This window comes from Geomicrobium sp. JCM 19038 (assembly GCF_000698125.1).
Classification (GTDB): Bacteria; Bacillota; Bacilli; order Bacillales; family Marinococcaceae; genus Geomicrobium_A.
Genome location: NZ_BAXA01000003.1, coordinates 268,962 through 290,432, shown reverse-complemented (window position 1 = coordinate 290,432; position 21,471 = coordinate 268,962). Strand labels below are relative to the sequence as shown.

21 protein-coding genes and 2 pseudogenes are annotated in these 21,471 nt (G+C 43.4%); all 23 read right to left on the bottom strand.

Going from position 1 to position 21,471, the window contains the following annotated elements; translation table 11 throughout:
- Positions 1 to 11: 11 nt before the first annotated feature.
- The 23 genes and pseudogenes from JCM19038_RS06255 to rbfA all read right to left on the bottom strand — a co-directional run bounded on the left by JCM19038_RS06255 (position 12) and on the right by rbfA (position 21,464).
- Entirely contained in the window at positions 12 to 788 is a 777-nt protein-coding gene (locus JCM19038_RS06255) for a DUF3388 domain-containing protein (RefSeq protein ID WP_042361141.1), read from the bottom strand.
- Positions 789 to 930: 142 nt separating this feature from the next.
- Positions 931 to 1,178 (bottom strand): annotated as a pseudogene (locus JCM19038_RS06250) (DUF3243 domain-containing protein).
- Between the two features lie 68 nt (positions 1,179 to 1,246).
- On the bottom strand, positions 1,247 to 1,972 hold the full coding sequence (gene ymfI / locus JCM19038_RS06245) for an elongation factor P 5-aminopentanone reductase (protein WP_042415735.1): 726 nt from the start codon (positions 1,970 to 1,972) through the stop codon (positions 1,247 to 1,249).
- Positions 1,969 to 3,249 (bottom strand): EF-P 5-aminopentanol modification-associated protein YfmH, encoded by a 1,281-nt coding sequence (gene yfmH / locus JCM19038_RS06240; protein ID WP_042415731.1) that lies wholly within the window; start codon positions 3,247 to 3,249, stop codon positions 1,969 to 1,971. Before yfmH ends, ymfI begins: the two co-directional genes overlap by 4 nt.
- Positions 3,249 to 4,526 (bottom strand): EF-P 5-aminopentanol modification-associated protein YfmF, encoded by a 1,278-nt coding sequence (gene yfmF / locus JCM19038_RS06235; protein ID WP_042415729.1) that lies wholly within the window; start codon positions 4,524 to 4,526, stop codon positions 3,249 to 3,251. The genes yfmH and yfmF overlap by 1 nt, the downstream gene beginning before the upstream one ends.
- 19 nt (positions 4,527 to 4,545) lie before the next feature.
- Positions 4,546 to 6,845: pseudogene (locus tag JCM19038_RS06230) on the bottom strand (DNA translocase FtsK).
- A gap of 145 nt (positions 6,846 to 6,990) precedes the next feature.
- Positions 6,991 to 7,194 carry a YlzJ-like family protein gene (locus JCM19038_RS06225; protein WP_042415725.1) on the bottom strand — a complete coding sequence of 68 codons (204 nt, stop codon included), beginning with the start codon at positions 7,192 to 7,194 and terminating at the stop codon, positions 6,991 to 6,993.
- Entirely contained in the window at positions 7,191 to 7,898 is a 708-nt protein-coding gene (locus JCM19038_RS06220; protein ID WP_042415721.1) for a ClpP family protease, read from the bottom strand. The genes JCM19038_RS06225 and JCM19038_RS06220 overlap by 4 nt, the downstream gene beginning before the upstream one ends.
- Before the next feature lie 92 nt (positions 7,899 to 7,990).
- Positions 7,991 to 9,664, bottom strand: a complete 1,674-nt coding sequence (locus JCM19038_RS06215) for a ribonuclease J (protein WP_042415718.1) — start codon at positions 9,662 to 9,664, stop codon at positions 7,991 to 7,993.
- Between the two features lie 224 nt (positions 9,665 to 9,888).
- On the bottom strand, positions 9,889 to 11,136 hold the full coding sequence (gene dapG, locus JCM19038_RS06210) for an aspartate kinase (RefSeq protein WP_238554295.1): 1,248 nt from the start codon (positions 11,134 to 11,136) through the stop codon (positions 9,889 to 9,891).
- Positions 11,066 to 12,175 carry an aspartate-semialdehyde dehydrogenase gene (gene asd, locus JCM19038_RS06205; RefSeq protein ID WP_042415715.1) on the bottom strand — a complete coding sequence of 370 codons (1,110 nt, stop codon included), beginning with the start codon at positions 12,173 to 12,175 and terminating at the stop codon, positions 11,066 to 11,068. Before asd ends, dapG begins: the two co-directional genes overlap by 71 nt.
- Before the next feature lie 108 nt (positions 12,176 to 12,283).
- On the bottom strand, positions 12,284 to 12,877 hold the full coding sequence (locus JCM19038_RS06200; RefSeq protein ID WP_042361131.1) for a dipicolinate synthase subunit B: 594 nt from the start codon (positions 12,875 to 12,877) through the stop codon (positions 12,284 to 12,286).
- Positions 12,878 to 13,036: 159 nt separating this feature from the next.
- Positions 13,037 to 13,732: a dipicolinate synthase subunit DpsA gene (locus tag JCM19038_RS06195; protein ID WP_042415712.1), complete on the bottom strand. Its 696-nt coding sequence runs from the start codon at positions 13,730 to 13,732 to the stop codon at positions 13,037 to 13,039.
- Positions 13,733 to 13,951: 219 nt separating this feature from the next.
- Entirely contained in the window at positions 13,952 to 14,188 is a 237-nt protein-coding gene (locus JCM19038_RS06190; protein WP_042415708.1) for a YlmC/YmxH family sporulation protein, read from the bottom strand.
- 53 nt (positions 14,189 to 14,241) lie between these two features.
- The gene (locus JCM19038_RS24895) at positions 14,242 to 14,508 is read right to left on the bottom strand and encodes a hypothetical protein (protein ID WP_307189971.1); all 267 of its coding nucleotides are present in this window, start codon (positions 14,506 to 14,508) and stop codon (positions 14,242 to 14,244) included.
- Positions 14,509 to 14,552: 44 nt separating this feature from the next.
- Entirely contained in the window at positions 14,553 to 14,954 is a 402-nt protein-coding gene (locus tag JCM19038_RS24890; protein ID WP_307189970.1) for a pitrilysin family protein, read from the bottom strand.
- Complete coding sequence (locus JCM19038_RS24885; protein ID WP_307189969.1) at positions 14,900 to 15,475, bottom strand: pitrilysin family protein; 576 nt, start codon at positions 15,473 to 15,475, stop codon at positions 14,900 to 14,902. Before JCM19038_RS24885 ends, JCM19038_RS24890 begins: the two co-directional genes overlap by 55 nt.
- Entirely contained in the window at positions 15,433 to 16,476 is a 1,044-nt protein-coding gene (locus JCM19038_RS06180; RefSeq protein ID WP_052361139.1) for a polysaccharide deacetylase family protein, read from the bottom strand. The genes JCM19038_RS24885 and JCM19038_RS06180 overlap by 43 nt, the downstream gene beginning before the upstream one ends.
- Before the next feature lie 129 nt (positions 16,477 to 16,605).
- The gene (locus tag JCM19038_RS06175; protein ID WP_373902534.1) at positions 16,606 to 18,684 is read right to left on the bottom strand and encodes a polyribonucleotide nucleotidyltransferase; all 2,079 of its coding nucleotides are present in this window, start codon (positions 18,682 to 18,684) and stop codon (positions 16,606 to 16,608) included.
- A gap of 133 nt (positions 18,685 to 18,817) precedes the next feature.
- On the bottom strand, positions 18,818 to 19,087 hold the full coding sequence (gene rpsO, locus JCM19038_RS06170; protein ID WP_042361128.1) for a 30S ribosomal protein S15: 270 nt from the start codon (positions 19,085 to 19,087) through the stop codon (positions 18,818 to 18,820).
- Positions 19,088 to 19,231: 144 nt separating this feature from the next.
- Entirely contained in the window at positions 19,232 to 20,179 is a 948-nt protein-coding gene (gene ribF, locus JCM19038_RS06165; RefSeq protein WP_042415702.1) for a riboflavin biosynthesis protein RibF, read from the bottom strand.
- 18 nt (positions 20,180 to 20,197) lie between these two features.
- Entirely contained in the window at positions 20,198 to 21,109 is a 912-nt protein-coding gene (truB, locus tag JCM19038_RS06160) for a tRNA pseudouridine(55) synthase TruB (RefSeq protein WP_042415699.1), read from the bottom strand.
- 7 nt (positions 21,110 to 21,116) lie between these two features.
- Positions 21,117 to 21,464, bottom strand: a complete 348-nt coding sequence (gene rbfA / locus JCM19038_RS06155; RefSeq protein WP_042361126.1) for a 30S ribosome-binding factor RbfA — start codon at positions 21,462 to 21,464, stop codon at positions 21,117 to 21,119.
- Positions 21,465 to 21,471 lie beyond the last annotated feature (7 nt).

Sequence of the window (21,471 nt, the reverse complement as noted above, 5' to 3'; positions counted from 1 at the left end):
CCACCTTCTACCTAGCTAATATCAAAAGAGGAGAAACCTGACTCTACCATTTCATATGTGATCTTCTCTTTATCATTGTTCCTAAGTTCAATAATACAATCGAAATCTTGTAACGTATACGCAGTTTCACGAACAAATATGTCTGGATGCTCAACAACTTTTACAGCTGGCAATTGCATAATTTCATTCACTAAATTGCGATGCTGTTCGTTTGCTCTCATCGTCGTGACAATCCCATCAATGATGTAGACGAGATTTTCACCCCGTTCATCATCCGCAAGCTTCGAACGAACGGTTTGTCTAAGTAAAGTCGATGAAATAAACGACCAATGTTTGTTCGCACAAACACTTGCTGCAACGATTGATTCGGTTTTTCCAACTCGTGGCATCCCACGAATTCCAACGAGATAATGACGTTCTTCTTTAAACAATTCAGCCATAAAATCAACGAGCAAGCCGAGTTCATCACGAACGAATCGATACGTTTTCTTATCATCCGCATCACGTTCAATATAACGACCGTGCATCACCGCCAAACGGTCTCGTAAGCGCGGTTGTCGAATCTTCATTAACGTAATAATTTGCATCGTTTCTAATATGTCACGCAAGCGCGCGATGTTATCATCATTTGCAGAGCGAATGAGCATTCCTCGTCGGTTGTTCTCAACACCGTTAATCGTTACGATATTGATCGATAACATACCGAGTAGAGAGGAGATATCCCCAAGAAGACCGGGTCGGTTTTGATGAATTTGATATTCGAAATACCATTCTTTCTTTTCCGCCATAAATAGTGGCCTCCTTTAACTATATACATATATTGGTTAAGTATACATCTGTCATTTTACGTTATTTTCAACCATTTGAATAGTATTTTGTCTACAAACAAAAAAACGCACCGACCAATGTTGGGATCGGTGCGCTTAACGTTTAATGTTTTTGTACGAGTTTGACCATCATGTTCGCAATCGCATGTTGTTCAGACTCGTCTGCGACTTTCCACATATCCGCTAGCACTCGTTCTTGTTCGTTTTGTGGTTCTACTTGATTCGCTAAATAATCGCCAACTTCAAATGCAACGTCAGAAACGACACTTTCGTTTAAGCCGTCGTGTTGTGCAGATTCTAGCGATCGCCTAAAAACGATTTCCAGTGGTCCCAATTCTCAAGAACAGACATGATCTTCCTCCTCCATTCATAAGTCACTACACGTGTAGTGTGAATCAAAGCGAGAAAATTATACATGTCTAGCCGTTAAAGCCTCCATTGATGGAGAATACGTGACCATTTACGTATGCCGCTTCTTCGGTAAGTAAGTACGCGCATGCTGAAGCGATCTGTTCTGGCGTTCCGAACACTCCTGCTGGGATTCTTGAAGTGAGTTCTTCTTTGTCATCAGCTGAAAACGAAGCCATCATGTTCGTTTCAACGACCCCAGGTGAGACGGCATTGACAGTAATCCCTGAGATTGCGACTTCTTTCGCTAACGCTTTAACAAACGCCAGCTGAGCTCCTTTTGCCGTCGAATACAGCACTTCCATTGACGCCCCAACCTCACCCCAAATTGAGGAGATCAGAATAATTCGTCCTGATTTGTTTTCGATCATCGTTGGTAACACTCGTTTTGCAATCGCCATCGCCGAATAGATGTGATGGTGCATAAGGGCATCCCGTTCTTCATCCGTATAATCGGTATACAATCCATATAAATCGTGACCACTTGCGTGAATAAAAGCGTCGATCGGCACTTTAAGTTCATTAATAAAAGCCGACGTACTAGGCGACGACGTTAAATCACCTTGAATCAACGTCACTTCGCTACCGCTCGCTTCACAGATTTGTTTTAGCTTTACAGCACGTTCTTTTCCTTTAAAATAATGCAGGAACAAATGTGTCCCTGCATTCGAAAGTGACGTAGCGATCGCTTGACCGATTCCGCCACTCGCTCCAGTAATTAAAACGCTCTGTTTCACTTTGGCAATACCTTCATGATTGAGCTATGATCATCAACGAAGTGACGCTGAAGAACCTTTTCTAGATCATCAAGTGTTAACGCCTCAAGTTTAGGAACGACTTCAAACAAATCATCATTATTCATTTCGTAGCGAGTGAATTGCGTCGCAATAAATTCCGAGCTGTTTAATTGTTTAAGGAAAGAACCAATTTTACGCTTTTTCGTAATCGCCATTTCCTCTTCACTTAATGCTTTTTGTTTGTAAGAGCGGATCGTCTCACGCACTTTCTTTACGAGAGCGTCTGGATCTTTCGTGTCGCCACCGATCGCTGAGAACCCAAACGAGCGTTCCATCGTAAAGTCTGTCGAAAATGAACTATCGATAATCCCTTCACGATACATTTCTTCGTACGCCTCTGAGCTCGGTCCGAACATGATGTCTAAAAGCATTTGCATTGCGAGCTCATAGCTTAACCCTTCAAGTGGATACTCATCATTGGCTTCTTTAAATCCGAGCAACACTTTTGGCGTTTGCACGTTCATGTGAAGTGTATCTTCTTTTTTGTAGCTCGTTTCGGGCTCATCACCATAAATGCGTGTAATTTCCCCTTGCTCTTTGAACGTTTTTCCGGCTTGGTTTTCTTTTACGAGCGTTAGCATTTCGTCTGGATCAACAGGGCCGACGATAAAGAGCACCATGTTCGATGGGTGGTAAAACGTCTCATAACATTGATACAACATATCTTTTGTAATGTCTTGAATGGATGAGACCGTACCGGCAATATCTACGCGTACGGTGCTTTTCTCATAAAGAGCCGCAATCAATCCGAAAAACAAGCGCCAGTCTGCGTCGTCTTCATACATACGGATTTCTTGTTCGATAATGCCCTGCTCTTTCGCGACAGATTCCTTAGTGAAATACGGCTTTTGCACGAAATCAATGAGTGTTTTTACGTTGTCTTTGACGCCACTCGTGCTTGAGAACAAATACGCCGTTCTCGTAAAACTCGTAAACGCATTCGTCTGCGCCCCGCGACGGGAAAACGTGTCGAACACATCTCCTTCTTCGTCTTCAAACAACTTGTGCTCAAGAAAATGTGCGATGCCATCAGGAACATTTACGACTTCATCTTCATTCATTGGCGTAAATTGATCATCAATCGAGCCGTAATTCGTCGTGAAGATGGAAAATGTTTTGTTGTTTTCTTGACGTGGCAAGATGTAGACCTTTAGGCCATTGTCGAGCGTTTCTTTATATAACGTTTCGCCGAGCTGATCGTAATGTAGTTTTTCCATTATGCACGCTCCTCCTTACCCGTTAACAAGTACACAGTATCTAATTCAATCGCTTTCGAGACGCGTTCAACGTCTTCACGCGTAACTGCATCAATTTCACTCACTCGCTCTTCAACAGAGCGTTCACGACCTGTGAGGACATTTTGATACATTAAATCAATATTGCCCCGTGCAGTATCGACTTGTTCTAGAATCTGATTTTTAATCATTAGCTTGGTTGTCGTTAGTTCATCTTCGGTGAAATCACCAGCTTTTAAAGCGTCAAGTTGTTCCGTCATAATTTTTGTGGCTTTTTCAAACTGCTCAAAACCGATTCCAGCCATTGCAAAAATTAAGCCTTTATACGGTTCATAACGGGACGCCGCATAATACGCCAAGCTTTCCTTTTCTCGCACGTTTACGAATAGCTTTGAGTGTGGAAACGCACCGAAGATCCCGTTCGCAACAAGAACAGTTGCATACTCCGCATCACTTGCCGTATACGGTACACGAAAACCTAAGTGAAGTTTTGCTTGTTGCAAGTCTTGGTGTTCGATGACTTCACGACCGTTGTTCGTTGGACCGTTCACCGTTGTGCTCGTTTTAACCGCTCGACTTTTAAACGATGCTTTTCTCTCATTTAAAACGGGCGTTAATTCATCCACTTTCCCTGGTCCAGTAATAAATAAATCAAATTGATCGTTTTCAAGCAGTGATTCATACGCTTGTTCTAAGTCTTGTGTAGTAAGTGCTTCGACTTCATCGTACGAACCATAAGGGTGAATGCCATACGTTTCGTCTTTGCACATTTCTTCAATAAGGCGACCGTTCGCATAGCGCACTTTATCGTCTGCGATATTTTTGATTTTACTTTTGAGTGCTTGCTTTTCTTCATGAACAATGCTTTCTTTAAACGTTCCGTTTTCACGCACTGGCTCTAAGAGCGCCGACGTTAAAAACGAGAGCGCCTTCTTCACGAGTGGTTCGTCTTCTTGTTGTAAAAACTTCTCGTGAGGCACTTCCATGAAAAACGTGAGAAAGTGCTGCTCACCTTTTTTACTGACATCACCGCCAAATGATGCCCCGTATAAAGAGTCTAGGTGCTTACGAATCGCACGTCTTGACGGGAATTTATTCGTTCCAGCTTGTAACACTTGCATAAGAAGTGCACGAGAAGCAGCTGAACCTTTTGCTAATGGCGCTTTAATTTGCAAGACAAACGTCGTCGTTTTGTATTTCTTACTCGGTTGAAAATGAACATTCATGCTACCGATTTGAAATGTTTCTACTTCTGCCATGTACATCACCTTTTTCTATTTACTTCGCATCTGTCATATCTTCTGAATCCATTCGTTTTAATACTTCTCGTGGTTTCTTACCTTCATAAGGTCCGACAATTCCTTGTGCTTCCATTTCATCAACGAGTCGTGCTGCTCTCGTATACCCAATTCTAAATCTACGTTGTAGCATTGAGACCGATGCGGTGTTCATTTGCATCACGAGGTCGACTGCATCGTAAAACAGTTCATCGGTTGGTTCTTCGTGCGTCTCAACGACATCGTCTGGCGTCATTTCTTCTTCGTATTGTGCTTTTTGTTGATCAATGACAAAGTTAACGATCTCTTCTACTTCATCATCTGAAATAAACGCGCCTTGTATTCTCGTTGACTTGTTAGCACCGACTGGTAAAAACAACATATCTCCTCGGCCGAGTAACTTCTCCGCACCTGACGAATCAAGAATCGTTCTTGAATCGGTCGAACTCGAGACGCCAAACGCTATACGTGATGGGATGTTCGCTTTAATGACACCCGTGATGACATCGACAGAAGGGCGCTGCGTTGCAATAATCATATGAATGCCTGCAGCACGAGCCATTTGCGCTAGGCGCGTAATCGCGTCTTCCACATCGCTTGAAGCGACCATCATTAAGTCAGCAAGCTCATCGACAATCACGACGATATAAGGTAAAAGAGGCTTTTCCTCTTCTTCGTCTTTCTCATTGTGCTTCCGGACCATCGCATTATACCCTTCAATGTTCCGACTCCCGCTATGAGAGAACAAATCGTAACGACGCTCCATTTCAGAGACGACCTTTTTTAACGCTTGGGCGGCTTTTTTCGGTTCCGTCACGACCGGTGTTAATAGATGTGGAATGCCGTTGTACACATTCAGTTCAACCATTTTCGGGTCAATCATCATCAATTTCACTTCATGAGGCTTTGCTCGCATTAATATACTCGTAACAATGCCGTTAATGCAGACACTTTTTCCGCTACCTGTTGCACCTGCAACGAGAAGGTGCGGCATTTTGTTCAATTCTGCCATCATCGGCTCGCCTGAAATGTCGCGACCAAGTCCGACAGATAAGACACTGTCGCTTTTTGAGCCTTCGATTACTTCACGCAAGGTTACCATTGCTACATCTTGGTTTGGTACTTCAATTCCGACGGCAGATTTCCCTGGTATTGGCGCTTCAATTCGAATGTCTTTGGCCGCAAGAGCAAGGCAATGTCATCGGTTAAACTGACAATCTTACTGACTTTTACGCCAACCGCAGGTTGTACTTCGTATTTGGTTACAGCAGGTCCTAAATGAACTTCGTTTACTTGAGCTTGTACACCAAAGCTCTTTAACGTATCTTCAAGTTTCTTCGCGTTCGTAGACACTTGATTACGATCACTCGTTTGATGATTTTGTACCGGTGATTGTAACAAATCGATCGCTGGAAGCTGATAATCTTCATTTGAGCGTTCGGTCGTAACGAGCGGTGCCATTTCATCGTCTTGGTCGTCTTTTTTCTCTGACGCTCTTCTAGGTTTCGCTTCTTCCTTCGCATACGTATTCTCTTGGAAGTTATGGATCACAGGACGCTCATGATCTGTGGTTGCTTGCTTTTGCTCTTTCACTGATGGTTCGCCTTTGTTCTCTGCAACTGGCTTTGTCTTCGTTGCTGGCTGTTGTTGATTCGACGTTGCGGTTTGGTTCGTTTTCACTTTCGTCTGAATACCTTTTGCAGCGTTCCAAACGACTCCTGCTCCGTAACGAACTTTAGACGAAGCATAGTCGTACACATCGCGAATCGACTTGCCACTGAGTAAAATAAATGAAACGACAAATAAAATAATCCCGACTGCAAAGGTTCCTTCAACATCAAACAAAAACGTCCCCGTCGCATACCCGAGTGCACCGAGCATTCCTCCACCGAGGTCATCCGCTTGTCCGAGCAAATCCATGCGATAAAGTTCTAACGTGTTGATTAACACGGAACCGTTCGAAAAAGGACCAACACTTTGTAAGTTCTCAAACAAACTTAAGTGTGTATATAAAAGGACCGTAAACATCGCTAAATAGAGACCTGTAAGTCGTTTTGTCCAAACTTTAGGTAACACTCGTTTAAAAATTAACGTGAGCGCAAACAAATACAACAAGAAGGTGATAAAGTGATACCATTCCCCTGCAAAAAACCGAAACAACTGAATGAGAATCGTACCTACTGAACCAAAATTAAACGTCGCAATGAGTGCGAGCATGACAATCGCAATTCCGCTCAACTCAAACTTCAATTGCGTCGTCCAATCTTGTTGCTTTTTCTTTTTCTTCTTTTTCTTCCCCACTGCACTCCTCCCCCTAACAAAAATCAAACATGGTCAGAGATGGCATTGCTGGTTTATTATAACATAAACCGCTTCTTTCAAAGCTTACAAACGTCTTACATCGCTTGCGATCATAAAAAAGATGAGCAACATATCGTTGTTCATCTTAGCTGTTCCAACGTGTACCCGGTTCGTATTTCGGGTCTAAATAATCACTCGGGTTCGGACTGATCAATTTTCCGACCACCCATTCACCTTCAATGTTTTTCTCAAGCATAACGACACCTGTTTCAGTTTCTACGTAACATGATTCAGTTCCTTCTTCATTCGGAAAAATTTCTTCATAAGCGAGTGGGGTATATAAAATCATTGCAAAGGCGCCTCGCCTTCATCGATCAATTGTCGTAATTTCTGAATTGCAGGTCCTAGCCCGCCTACCTCATCAATCAATCCGTATTTAACCGCATCTTGGCCGACAACATTCGTACCAATATCTCTCGTTAAATTTCCTTTGTCGAACATTAATTCTTTGAACAAATCATTTTTAATGTTGGAGTGACCCGTCACAAATTGAATGACACGCTCTTGCATTTTCTCAAGGTATTCAAACGTTTGTGGCACACCGATGACTAGTCCATTTAAACGCACAGGGTGAATCGTCATTGTTGCCGTTTCTGCAATAAATGCGTAGTCTGCTGCAACCGCGACGGGTACACCAATTGAATGACCACCACCAAGAACAATCGTTACGGTCGGCTTGCTCATGCTTGCAACCATTTCTGCAATCGCAAGTCCTGCCTCCACGTCACCACCGACGGTATTTAAAACGAGCAATAATCCTTTAATTTTAGGGTTTTGTTCCGTAGCCACGAGTTGAGGCAAGATGTGCTCGTACTTTGTCGTTTTATTTTGTGGGGGGAGTTGCATATGACCTTCAATTTGTCCGATGATCGTGATGCAATGAATGTCTGATTGCTCTGCGGTCGGCACACTTGTTTGACCGAACGCTTGGATTTTGTCGACCACACTATCAGATTTCTTCCCTTTATCGATCGCAGGTTGTTCTTCAGGCATAAAAAAACCTCCTTTTCCCACTTAGTATTGATCTCATCGAACGGTTTATACACCAAAAAAACACCCACTGACGGATCAGTGGGTGTTCATCATTACACTTCCATAATAATAGGTAAAATCATCGGACGGCGTTTCGTTTTGTCATAAAGGAAACGACTTAATACGTCACGCACGTTGCTTTTAAGTGAAGACCATTCGTTTACGTTGTCACTCATACACGTTTTTAACGTGTCGGAGACTTTTTGTTTTGCTTCTTCAAGCAGTTCTTCAGACTCTCTCACGTAGACGAACCCACGAGAAATAATGTCTGGTCCTGAAACGAATTCGCTCGTCTTCTTGTTTAGTGTCACAACGACGACGAGAATTCCGTCTTTAGAAAGCAAACGACGATCACGTAATACGATGTTTCCAACATCACCGATTCCTAGTCCATCAATTAAGACGTTCCCGGCAGGTACTTTTGACGCTTTGATTGCTTTTTTGTCTTCAAACATAAGCACGTCACCGTTATCCACGATATGAATACGATCGCGATGAACACCTGTCGTCTGTGCAAGTTGCGCGTGGGCAAATTGCATGCGAAACTCACCTTGAATTGGCATAAAATGTCTCGGTTTCATGAGGTTAAGCATGAACATGAGTTCTTCTTGGCTCGCGTGACCAGAAACGTTTACTTGCGGGTACTTCGTAACAACTTCTGCACCTAGTTTGTACAACTGATCAACGACACGTCCAACCGACTTCTCATTGCTCGGTGATGGGCTTGCAGAAATAATTACCGTATCTTTCGGCAAAATCGATAGTTGACGATCGCTACCCTTAGCCATTCGGTGAAGTGCAGATACGGGCTCGCCTAAACTTCCGGTACAAAGTACCGCAACTTCATCGGTATTGTATTTACTAAGTTCATCTACAGAAATGACGAGGTTTTTAGGCACACGTAAATAGTTTAAGCGTTTTGAAATATCAATGACCTTCATCATTGAATCTCCAACGATCGCAAGCTTACGCTTCGTTTCATTTGCCGCATCGATGACTTGTTGAATACGATACACATTTGAAGAATACGTACTAACAATGACGCGTCCTTCTGCTTCACGGAACACGCTCTTAATTCCTGCTTCTGTGTCTTTTTCAGACGGTGTTGTACCCGGCACTTCAGCATTCGTACTATCTGAAAGCAATACGAGTACGCCTTTTTTACCGTAATCGGTCATGCGACCAATATCTGAGAATTTGCGGTCTGGTGGGGTTTGGTCAATCTTAAAGTCACCCGTGTACACGACATACCCTTGCGGTGTCTGAATGGCAATCCCTAAACAATCAGGAATGCTGTGGTTCACTCGGAAAAACTCAACGCGAATTTTCCCTGCTTTCATGTTGCCGCCCGGTGAAACGACCTTTAACTTCGTTTTATCGGATGGGTTTTTCGCTTTAAGATCATCTTCAATAAGTCCGATTGTTAACTTTGAACCGTATACAGGGACTTGCAGTTTATCAATAATGTAGGCAAGCGCACCTGTGTGATCTTCGTGTCCGTGTGATAACACGATGGCTTTTACTCGGTCTTTATGTTGTACCAAATAAGAAATATCAGGAATTACGACATCGATTCCGAGCATATCATCTTGTGGAATCATTTGACCTGCATCTAGTACAATCATTTCTTCATCAACTTCTACAACGTACATGTTCTTGCCCGTTTCCCCGAGTCCGCCCAGGGCAAACACACGTACTCGACTTTGTGTCTCTTCTTGCTTAGACATGTGTTCCTCCTACTTCATCTATTCTAGTTGTTGTCGCTTTTCCGTCTAAGCGACCTGTCCGTCTATAATCGCAAAAACACGCTACATGCTTATGCACCTTAACCGAACGAATGAACTGCTAGTAGTATAACTCAATACGTCGGGATAAAACAAGTCAGAACAAGGCAAATATAGGCATAGAAAAGCCTAATGACCTTAAATCATTAGGACTTTGTAGATGTTTATTACGAGTTCTGTTCTTCTGCAAGTCTGAACATATGATGCAATGCGTTTACTGCTAAGTCCATTTCATCTTCACGTACGAGTACCCAAATCGTCGTATGTGAATCGGTCGCTTGAAGAATTTCAATCTCTTCTTGATGTAGTGCTGTCGTAATCTTTGAGACGACCCCAGGAACGCCAGTCATCCCAGCACCGACAGCACTTACTTTCGCACATCGTGGCAAAAGATTAGCTTTATAACCGAGCGTTTTTACCGCTTCTTGCACATGCTGTTCTTTATGCATAGGCACGGTAAAGACGACCTCATAACGACTAATGTTAATAAAGTCTACGCTAATCCCCTCAGCAGCAAGCTTCGTAAAGATTAAAGATGCTGCTGCGTGGTCATCTTCAGCTTTTTGAACAGTTACTTGCGATATATCTTTGACATACGTAATGCCTGTGACGAGCCGCTCTTCCACGTCGCTACCAGGAAGTTGATCTCTAGACATCGTAATGAGCGTTCCCGTTGAATCAGACTGCAAAGAGCGAATGCGGAGTGGGATCTTTGCGTACATCGCAATCTCAACCGCTCTTGGATGAATCACTTTAGCCCCTTGGTATGCCATGTTGCTCACTTCTGAGTATGTGAGCGTCTTTAAAGGCTTCGCATCATTTACGATGCGAGGGTCAGCCGTCATAATGCCATCCACATCGGTGAAAATATCGACATACTTCGCATTTAATGCCGCCCCAAGTGCTGTCGCTGACGTATCACTTCCGCCTCGTCCAAGCGTCGTTAATTCGCCTTTCGTTGATTCGCCTTGGAAACCAGCGACAACTAAAACGTCACTTTCTTTGAACCGTTCAAGAATCGCATCGGTTTTCATTTCAGTAATACGCGCATTTCCAAACGTGTCGTTCGTTACAAACCCGGCCTGCTTGCCTGTAAGCGCACTCGCTTTCAAACCTTGACCGATAAGAAGGTTCGTAAACACGACACTTGAAATAATCTCTCCACACGATTGCAACAAATCTTGCTCACGCTTAGGAACGTGCGCATCGTTTCCATCGATTAACCCGAGCAACGTGTCTGTACTGTACGGGTCGTTACTGCGCCCCATCGCAGAGACAACAGCGACAACTTTGTGTCCACTTTCAACAGCAGAACGCACGTGCTGAGCTGCGATTTCTCGCAACTCAGCCGATTGTACGCTCGTTCCGCCAAACTTTTGAACGACGATTGTATGATGATTGTCCTTCTTTAACAATACCTAGCTTGATCAGGCTTTCTGCAATTTGCACTGAGTTATACGCAGCTCCTTTTAACAAATTGTCAGAAACGATCCACATGTGGTACGCATTGTTTTTGTCTAGGTCTTTACGAATACGTCCGACAAATACGTCTGGCAATCCTACAGATGTTGTCGCTAACGGATACGTTTGCGTTGATGGATCGTCTTGAAGCGTAATACCAGCACCTTCTGAAAGGATCGCTTGAATTTCTTTTACGCTTTTTCCTTCTCCATCTGTCTCGATGTAAACGGACTCCGAGTGACCTGTCTCAACTGGAAGTCTTACACAAGTAGCAGCTACTTCTAGTGCATCATCATGCATAATTTTCTTCGTTTCATTGATCATTTTCATTTCTTCAAACGTATATCCGTTCTCTTCAAAAAGATCAATTTGTGGGACCGCGTTAAAGGCGATTTGATAGTGTTTCTTATCACCAGACACTGGCAACACTTTAGGATCAATTTCTTTTCCTTCAAGAACATCCTTCGATTGTTCTCTCATTTCTTCAATCGCATCAAGACCCGCACCTGAAACGGCTTGGTATGTTGACACGATCACTTTCTTTAACCCGAGCGCTTTCTTGATTGGCTCGAGCGCTACGACCATTTGAATCGTCGAACAGTTCGGGTTCGCAATGATTCCGTTGTGACCCTTTAAGTCTTCTTCATTTACTTCTGGTACAACGAGTGGGACATTTTCGTCCATACGAAACGCACTCGTATTATCGATAACAATGGCGCCACGCTTGACAGCTTCTGGAGCCAGTTTCTTTGAAATTGAACCGCCTGCTGAAAACAGGGCAATTTGCATACCTTCAAACTGCTCGGGAGCAGCTTCTTCAACCGTATACGTCTTGCCTTTAAATACAATCTCTTTTCCAGCGGAGCGAGGTGATGATAATAATTTAAGAGAGCGAACCGGGAAGTCTTTTTCTTCGAGTGTTTTTAGCATTTGTTGTCCGACTGCACCTGTGGCGCCGACAACGGCTACGTTATAACCTGTGTGTTCTGTCATTTGTTTAGTTCCTCCTCAAGTCATTCAACAATGTGCATTGATTCGCAATGTCACATGCTACTATTTACGATATAAGAGTCTAGTAAATTAATCAACAGCCATTACACGTCAATCGTTATATTTATCGATTAAGAGCGGTTGGTATTGACGACCTTCTAATGCTTCTTCAATTGTTGACGGGATTGCTTCCATTCTCGCAACAAGTGAAGTAGGCTTCTTGACCGGATCGTCTTGACCAAATGGCACGAGAAAGACTTGCTTCATCGTTAGAAGTGTCGCTAAATTCTTCGCATTAAGTCCGAGTGCATCGTTCGTGGAAATCGCCGCAACAACGGGTGAACCGTTTCGAAGCGTTGCTTTTGCAGCCATTAAAACCGGAGAATCTGTTAACGCATTTGCAAATTTGCTTAAGCTGTTACCCGTCATCGGTGAAATGAGCATACAATCAAGTGGTGTTCTTGGGCCGTATGGCTCTGCTTTCACAATTGAATTAATCACTTCATGGTCTGCTGCCTTCTCAATCTCTGAAATCCAATGCGCGGACTTACCGAACTTCGTATCTGTCGACTGCACCGTCCAGCTTACAAATGGTACAACTTCTGCACCTTTAGATCTCAGTGTATTAATTAGCGGAATAACCTCTTCTAACGTACAGTGAGAACCTGTTAAACCGAACCCTATTCTTTTCCCATTAAGATCCATGCCGAAACTCCTTTTCTAAGATCTTCCTCGTCGCTTCACCGAGAATTTCTCCTGCTGTTCGTGGGGCAACTCTCCCTGGTAAACCCGGTACGTTCATGACGATATTGGACAAGGAGGTTACATCTTCTTTTAAAAACGCTCCTGGCTTGCTGCTAATATCTAGTAAAAACGCTGACGCTTTAATTGTTGCAACACGTTAGGTGTAAACACATGCGCCGGAATCGTATTAATCACAATGTCAAACGAAGCTAGTGACTGTTCAAATTCAGCAAACAATAACGTTTGGAACCCTCTTTGAGCCGCTCGAGCCTCTTCTTTCTCAACCAAAGTCGTAACGGTCACGTTCGCGCCAACACCTTTAAAAACGTCTGCAATCGTTTGCCCACATCTTCCGTAGCCAAATACACAGACTTGTGATCCGTGAATGGTGTGATCTGTCTTTTCAATCGCTAATTGAAGACAACCTTCAGCGGTAGGAATGGAATTTAAAATCGCGACGTCTTCACGATCGAGAAAGCTCATGACTTTCCGATCTTTAATCTTTTGTAAAAAACCCGTTCGAACACCAGTAATCCAGATACATTCTTTATTTGTACGTTCAACATGAGTAGTTGATAATTGTTCGCTTCGACCATTTAAAACATCAATTGAACCGTCGTCTCCTATTCCTTGAACCGGAACAATGACCGCAGACAATTGTTCAAAAGGGATGTTTTCCAAGCTGCTTCGTACGACGTTTACATTGTCAGCTAGTTCATCAAACCCAACTGTATACAACGTATCAACATAGGCAGAAAGTGTCTCAATTAACGCGAGAAAACGACGATCTCCACCGAGTATGGCAACATGCAGCATGAACACCTTCCCCCCTTTACTAATTCCACACATGTTTAGATTATGAGCGTCCAGACAATTCGGTGACCATAGTTACGAAATGACTGGGGACTGTCCCCTAATGCGTTAATACTGCACTCTTGTGGGGGACTGTCCCCCATCTCGGTAATACGTTACTTTACCGGGGACTGTCCCCACAAAAAAAGCTGTTTGGGCGTTTTTGCCCAAACAGCTTATGGTTTATTTAGTTCGATCGACGATGATCATGTCTTCTCCGATCGTATGGATGTGTCGCCAGTGGATTTCTAGCATGTCTTCGGACCGTCGAAATGGTGTCCAGCGATTTGTCGGAAACAAAAATGCATGAATTTCACCTGTCGTCTCATCGATCCTCGCATCTAGGCGTCCTGGAACACCGAGACGTTCACCCTGTTCATAATCAACGATTTCCTTTGCACTCATTTCACTAAGTCTCACAAGAACGCCTCCTTTTCATTGTAGTTTATGAAAGAGTAGGGGCGTTCAGAACGTTAACTCGGTGCTTTTCCTTCTTGGCTAATAAGAGAAAGGGCAACCGGACTGTTGTACACCGATTCAGCAAACAATCTCACCTGATCGTGTGTCACACTTTCAATTCGTTCCGTCAATTCATCAAGCGTTTGGTGTTCACCAATAGCTAGCTCATTACGACCATTACGATTCATTCGACTACTCGGACTCTCAAGACTTAAAACAGTACTCCCTAATACGTGTGCTTTTGCATCTTCTACATCGGTTGCAGTAATTTCATCGGTCACAGCGAATTTTTTAACGGTATCAATAATAGCATGATAAGATTCATCTAACGATGAGTTGCTGTTCCCGCATACACAGTTAGAAGACCGGTGTCTTGGTATGACGTATGATACGAATAAACGGAATAGGCGAGTGCTTTTTGTTCACGAATTTCTTGGAACAATCGGCTGCTCATGCCACCCCCGAGTAAATGGTTGTAGAGTACACTTGCATAAATGTTGTCTTCAACTAATGGAACCCCTTGGAACCCTAAACATAAATGCGCTTGCTCAACTGCTTTTTTGCGGATGAGGTGTTTCGGCTGAATCAACGCCGGAGCAGAGTCGCATGTCTTACGTTCGCCCCTCTTGTGGTGAGAAAAAGCTTCTTCAATAACAGCTAATAGCTTCTCATTTATTCTACCGGCAATTGAAATGACGATGTTCTCTGGTCGATATTCCCGCTCCATAAAATTGAGTAAATCTTCCCTCGTAAATGATTGATAGAAGCTTCTGTCCCGAGGATCGGGCGACCAATTGAATGCTCGCCAAATGCTGCAACGTCTAAAAGGTCATGGACAACATCATCAGCGGTATCTTCAACCATGCGAATCTCTTCAATGATGACTTGGCGTTCTCGCTCAATCTCTTCTTCTAGAAACTCCGAACGAAAAAACATGTCTGTTAAAAGGCTCACCGCTTCTTCAGCATGACGCTCTAATACTTTCGTATAAAAGCACGTATACTCTTTCGATGTAAACGCATTCACATGCCCACCGAACCGATCAAAGCGAACGGCGATGTCTTGTGCATTCATCGTGTCTGTCCCTTTAAAGAGCATATGCTCAATGAAATGGGCGATTCCGTTTTCCTTTGCTGTCTCATTTCTAGAACCGGCATTTATCCATATACCGATTGAAGTCGAATGGACGTGTGCCATTTCCTCTGTTACGATTCGAACGCCGTTCGGTAATGTTTTGCATTGAACCAATGCTCTCCCTCCTCAACACTTTCAATCTGTGGTCCTGTTGCTCTTTGCTCGCTCATGACGGAGGAAACCGGTGCAATCTCTAATCCTTGTTCGCGAATTTGAACGATCATCTCGTCAATTCCCTCAGCTGTCGGTTTTGTCGGATGCATGAGCACCGTTGCACCCGGATGGATGTTTGTGACGACTCGCTCCACCATCGTATCGGTTGATGGATTTTGCCAATCAATGGTGTCTACTGTCCATAATACGGTATACATTCCCATATCACTAGCAATTTCGACAACTTTATCATTAAAACTTCCTGATGGAGGGGTAAACCACGTTGGTGTCACATCCAATGTCGCTTCAATCATGTTGTTCGTTCGCTCTAATTGATCTTTGATTTCTTCTTCAGATAACGTGGCCATGTCTGGATGATTGTACGCGTGATTGCCGATTTCGTGACCTTCTTCTTGAATCATTCGAGCTAATCTCGGTTGACTTTTTGTCCACGAACCATCAAGGAAAAACGTTGCTTTTACGTCGTGTTCGTTTAACTTGTTTATGATTTCTGGAAGATGCTCATTTCCCCACGCCACATTAATTAAAAAAGCAACTTGAGGCTTGTTCGGATGTGCTTTGTAAAATGGTGTCACATCAAGATCAGCCATACCAATTTCCGGGGCTACCTCATCAAATACAAGTAACTCTTCAATGTAGCGTTCTTCATCTTCCATGTTTTTGAGCGATGCTTCAACGTCCACCACTCGACCGTTATAACCTGGTATGCCTTTCCAGACCGGATCAATTACCGCATCAATTGGCAATTCATCAAATTCTGCTTTTGCCTGTTTAATCTTTTCTATGATCTCTTCATTCGTTTCTGTCGTTGTCATCGTTTCTACTTCTTCATTCCACGTATCTACCGTTTCGTCGGTAAAATGAGGAATTTGAAATGCAGTAAAGCCTATGAACACGACTGTTATTCCAACGATAAATTGAATAAATCGTATACGTTTCATCCGTGCATTCCTCCCTTGTCCTTATTTTATGCACAAGGGCTTCGAGAATGACTGGAATTAATCGCTCTTATGTAAGTGCTCATCACGAAGATAAAATAAAAAAACTTGGTAGTGGACCAAGTTTTTCAGTTATTCGCTTTTATTTTCAACCGGCTTCTCTTTTGTTTCTTCTTTTTCTTCATCTTTCAGAAGAACTTTATGAGAAAGGTTCACACGGCCTTGGTTATCAATCTCCGTAACTTTCACTTCAAGTCGATCCCCAATTTTGACGATGTCTTCGACTTTATTCACACGCTCTTTTGCAAGCTGTGAAATGTGAACGAGACCATCTTTGCCTTTGAATAGCTCAACAAACGCGCCAAATTTCTCGATGCGTTTAACTTTACCGTTGTAAATTTCTCCAACTTCAACTTCACGAACGATGTCTTCAATAAGACGTTTCGCAGCTTCGTTTTCAGTAGCATCTGTAGAAGAAATGTACACTGTACCGTCTTGTTCAATGTCAATCTTAACACCAGTGTCTTCGATGATTTGATTGATCACTTTACCACTCGGTCCAATCACATCACGAATTTTGTCTGGTTTAATTGACATCGTCATAATCTTCGGCGCATAAGCAGATAGCTCAGGACGAGATGTCTGGATGACATCAAGCATGCTGTTTAAGATGTGTAACCTTGCTTTTCTTGCTTGCTCTAATGCTTCAACAAGAATGTCGCGGTTAATACCTGAAATCTTCATGTCCATCTGAAGAGCGGTAATTCCTTCACCTGTACCGGCAACTTTAAAGTCCATGTCCCCAAGTGCATCTTCCATTCCTTGAATGTCAGTGAGCACGGTTACATAGTCATCTTCTTTGACAAGACCCATTGCAATCCCTGCAACTGGAGCTTTAATCGGTACACCGGCATCCATCATCGCAAGTGTACTTGCACAAATACTTGCTTGAGACGTTGAACCGTTTGACTCTAACACTTCAGATACGAGGCGAATCGTGTATGGGAACGACTGCTCATCTGGAATCACGCGTTCTAATGCACGTTCTCCAAGTGCTCCGTGTCCAATTTCACGACGACCTGGCGCACGAATCGGTCCAGTTTCTCCGACACTAAATTGCGGGAAGTTGTAATGATGCATGAAACGTTTCGATTCTTCTTGTCCCAATCCATCAATAATTTGAACTTCACCTAATGCACCAAGCGTACAAACGCTCATCGCTTGTGTTTGTCCACGCGTGAAAAGACCTGAACCGTGCGTTCTCGGAAGAAGTTGAACTTCTGAAGCTAGCGGACGAATTTCTTCTGGGCCACGACCGTCTGGACGAATCTTTTCTTTCGTGATCAGCCTTCTGAATTCTTCTTTCGTTAGCTTATGTAAAATTTCTTTTACATCTCCGTGCATCTCTTCATCTTCATATTGCTCAAGAATGTCTGCTTCAACGACTTTTAGAGCTGCTTCTCGTTCATGCTTCTCTTTAACAAGTACAGCATCTTTAAGTTTACCTTCAGATAGTGCACGAACTTGTGCTTCTATATCTTGGTTAACCGTTGCTAAAACGACGTCCATTTTCTCTTTGCCAACTTGGGCAATGATGTCTTCTTGGACAGCGATAATCGCTTTGATTTCCTCGTGACCGAAAAGAATTGCTTCGAGCATTTTCTCTTCTGACACTTCGTCTGCTCCGGCTTCAACCATGTTGATGCCTTCCTTCGTACCTGCAACCGTTAAGTCCATAATGCTTGCTTTCGACTGTTCATGTGTTGGATTGACGACAAATTCACCATCAATTAATCCAATCTGTACACCTGCAATTGGACCTGCAAACGGAATGTCTGAAATTCCTAGTGCAAGTGAAGAACCAATCATAGCTGCCATCTCAGATGAAGCATCTGGGTCAGCACTCATTACGGTGTTAATAACTTGTACATCATTACGGAATCCATCTGGGAATAAGGGACGAATCGGACGGTCAATCAAACGACTTGTAAGCACCGCATGTTCAGATGGGCGGCCTTCACGCTTAATGAAACCTCCTGGAATCTTACCTGCTGCGTACAGACGCTCTTCATAATTAACCGTTAGTGGGAAAAATGGAAGGTCTTTTGGTTCTTTTGAGCCTGTTGCTGCTGTTAATACGGCGCTATCACCGTAGCGTACGAGCACTGCTCCACTAGCTTGCTTTGCAAATTTACCAATCTCAAATGACATTTCACGCCCACCGACGGTGAGTGAAAATGTTTGGGGTTCACCTGTCATAAAAAACGGTTCCCTCCTTTAAAACGAATTTAGTTACATATCTTATAGATTTTAAAAAAAGCGGGAAATATCCCCGCTTTTCTCGTTAACGACGTAATCCTAGCTTTTGAATGATCTCACGGTAACGCGTGACATCTTTGTTACGCAAATACGTGAGTAAGTTACGACGCTTACCAACCATCTTCAAGAGACCACGACGTGAGTGGTGATCTTTCTTGTGTGTACGTAAGTGATCGTTTAACTCGTTAATTTGCTCAGTTAGGATAGCGATTTGAACTTCTGGTGAACCAGTGTCCGTATCGTGAGTTTTGAACTCCTCAACGATTTGTTGTTTACGCTCTAGACTTAGTGCCATCCTTTCCACCTCCTTTTCTTCTATATCCTTAGTCCTCGCAAATCGCCGGTGGAGCGTACCTGCCAAGAATAAGGTGTGTCGTCTCATCTAAGTGACAGACTACATGTGATAGAATACCTGTTTTCAAACAAAAATGCAAGAGATTCAGCTGATTTTAAAGTATTCTAACGCTTTTTTTTCATCATCTTTCATTTGAGCAACGAGTGCATCGGCTGATGAGAATTTCACGTCATCTCGAAGTTTCTTATAGAACTGGACGATCATCGTCTCCTCATACAAATCTCCGTCAAAGTCGAGTAAGTACACTTCAATACTCACTTCTTTACGATCATCAAAGAACGTTGGTAGGTAGCCGACATTGCATAGCGCAGGGTACACACGACCCTGTACGATCGCATCTACGACGTAAACACCAGTACTTGGCGTAATGAACGGTACGTCTAATGAGAGATTCGCAGTTGGAAAGCCGAGTTCGCGTCCACGTTGGTCTCCGCGTATAACTTTACCATCGATTTGATATGGTCTCGTGAGTAACGATTGTGCAAGCCTCATCTGACCGTCTTTAATCGCTTGGCGAATGCGAGTCGAACTTACTTTCTCGCCTTCTTGTTCCCATTTCTCTACAACAGACGTCGTAAAGCGTCCTTTGCTATGCTCTGGCATCGTCTCCATAGAACCTTTGCCGAACTTGCCATAGGAATAATCAAAACCCGCGACAACGTGCACAGCATGAATTGGAATAAGATAAGTATCGACAAATTGTTGAGGAGATAAACTCGAAAGTTCTCGGTCAAACGTGACGACAAACACATGATCAACACCGACTGACTCAATCGCTTTGATTTTCTGTTCAAGCGGCGTAATCTCATCGTATACATCGACAGGGTCGTTTCCGAGTACCGTTTTTGGGTGAGGGTGGAACGTAAGCACCGCACTTTCGACGCCTCGTTCTTTTGCTTTTGCTTTCGCTTCTTGAATGACTCGCTGATGCCCTTGATGAACACCATCAAAATATCCAAGCGCAACGCTAACCGCAGGGTTGTCGTTACGTTCTTCTTCACTTCGCCCTTTTGTTAGGTAATGGATTTGCATACGCGTCACTCTTTCTTTTTAAGAAGGTCTTCGTAACATTACATTTGGTTTAATCTTCGAAGGCTTGTTCGGATGATGCTCGTAGATCGCAACGAGTGTGTCTTGGTACGTAAACACAAGCTTTTGCTCAAACGGAACCGATACATCCGATTCATCAAGCACCGCACCGTTTTTCACCAAGTTAAACAGCGTGTCACTTAATTCCATATGTGGAAGATGTTGAAGCGTTTCACTGATGGGTAGAAGATAAGACATCCGCTCTTCAAGAGAAGCTGCCTCCATTTGCTCCACCGTTACACATTGAGAGTCTTTAACTCCAGCGCTCATCGTCCGTGTTAAAGAATGTAAGTGTGCCGGAAACCCAAGCGCCTGCCCGACATCAACTGCAAACGTTCGTATGTACGTACCTTTTGAACACATTACAGAAATTGGAAAATGTGCAGAGGTACCGTTTAGGCTAATCTCTCCCGTACGCTTTGCATCGTAAATCGTCACTTGACGTTTCGGCCTTTCAACTTCAATGCCTTCTCTTGCGTATTCGTATAAGCGCTTTCCTTTTACTTTTACAGCCGAATACATCGGAGGGGTTTGTGTAATCTCGCCGTTGAATTGCTTCAAAACGTGATCAACGGCTTCTTCTGTTGGCGTGTCGTGAAGCTCGACCTTGTCAAGAATCTCACCTTCAGCATCTTCAGTCGTCGTTGTTGATCCGAGTGACACAATACCTTCATAAGCTTTCGGGCGCTCCATTAACATTGGAACGAGCTTTGTCGCTCTTCCAATGCATAGAAGCAAAACGCCAGTCACAGCAGGATCAAGCGTTCCTGTGTGACCGACTTCTTTTGTTTGTAGCCATTTCCGAGCTTTAACGACCATATCGTGTGACGTATGGCCTGCTGGCTTGTACAAAGGTAATATTCCGCTTTGCATAGGCGTACTAATCCCCTTTATCTATATCTTTCAATAGCTCTTCAATGCGATTACCGTAGGCAATCGACTCATCAAATTCGAAGTCAAGCTCAGGCGTTTTACGTAGCTGGATCCGCTTGCCAATTTCAGAACGAACAAACCCTTTCGCCTTTTTCAATGCAGCTAGCGCCTGGCTTTTCTCTTCATCTGAACCTAATACGGTGACATAAACGGTTGCTTGTTGTAAATCACCCGTTACATCTACACCTGTTACGGTTACAAATTGTACACGTGGGTCTTTGACGCCTCGCATTAAGATGTCGCTTAACTCTTTTTTCATTTGTTCACCAACACGTTGTGCACGCATTTGACTCATATTTCCA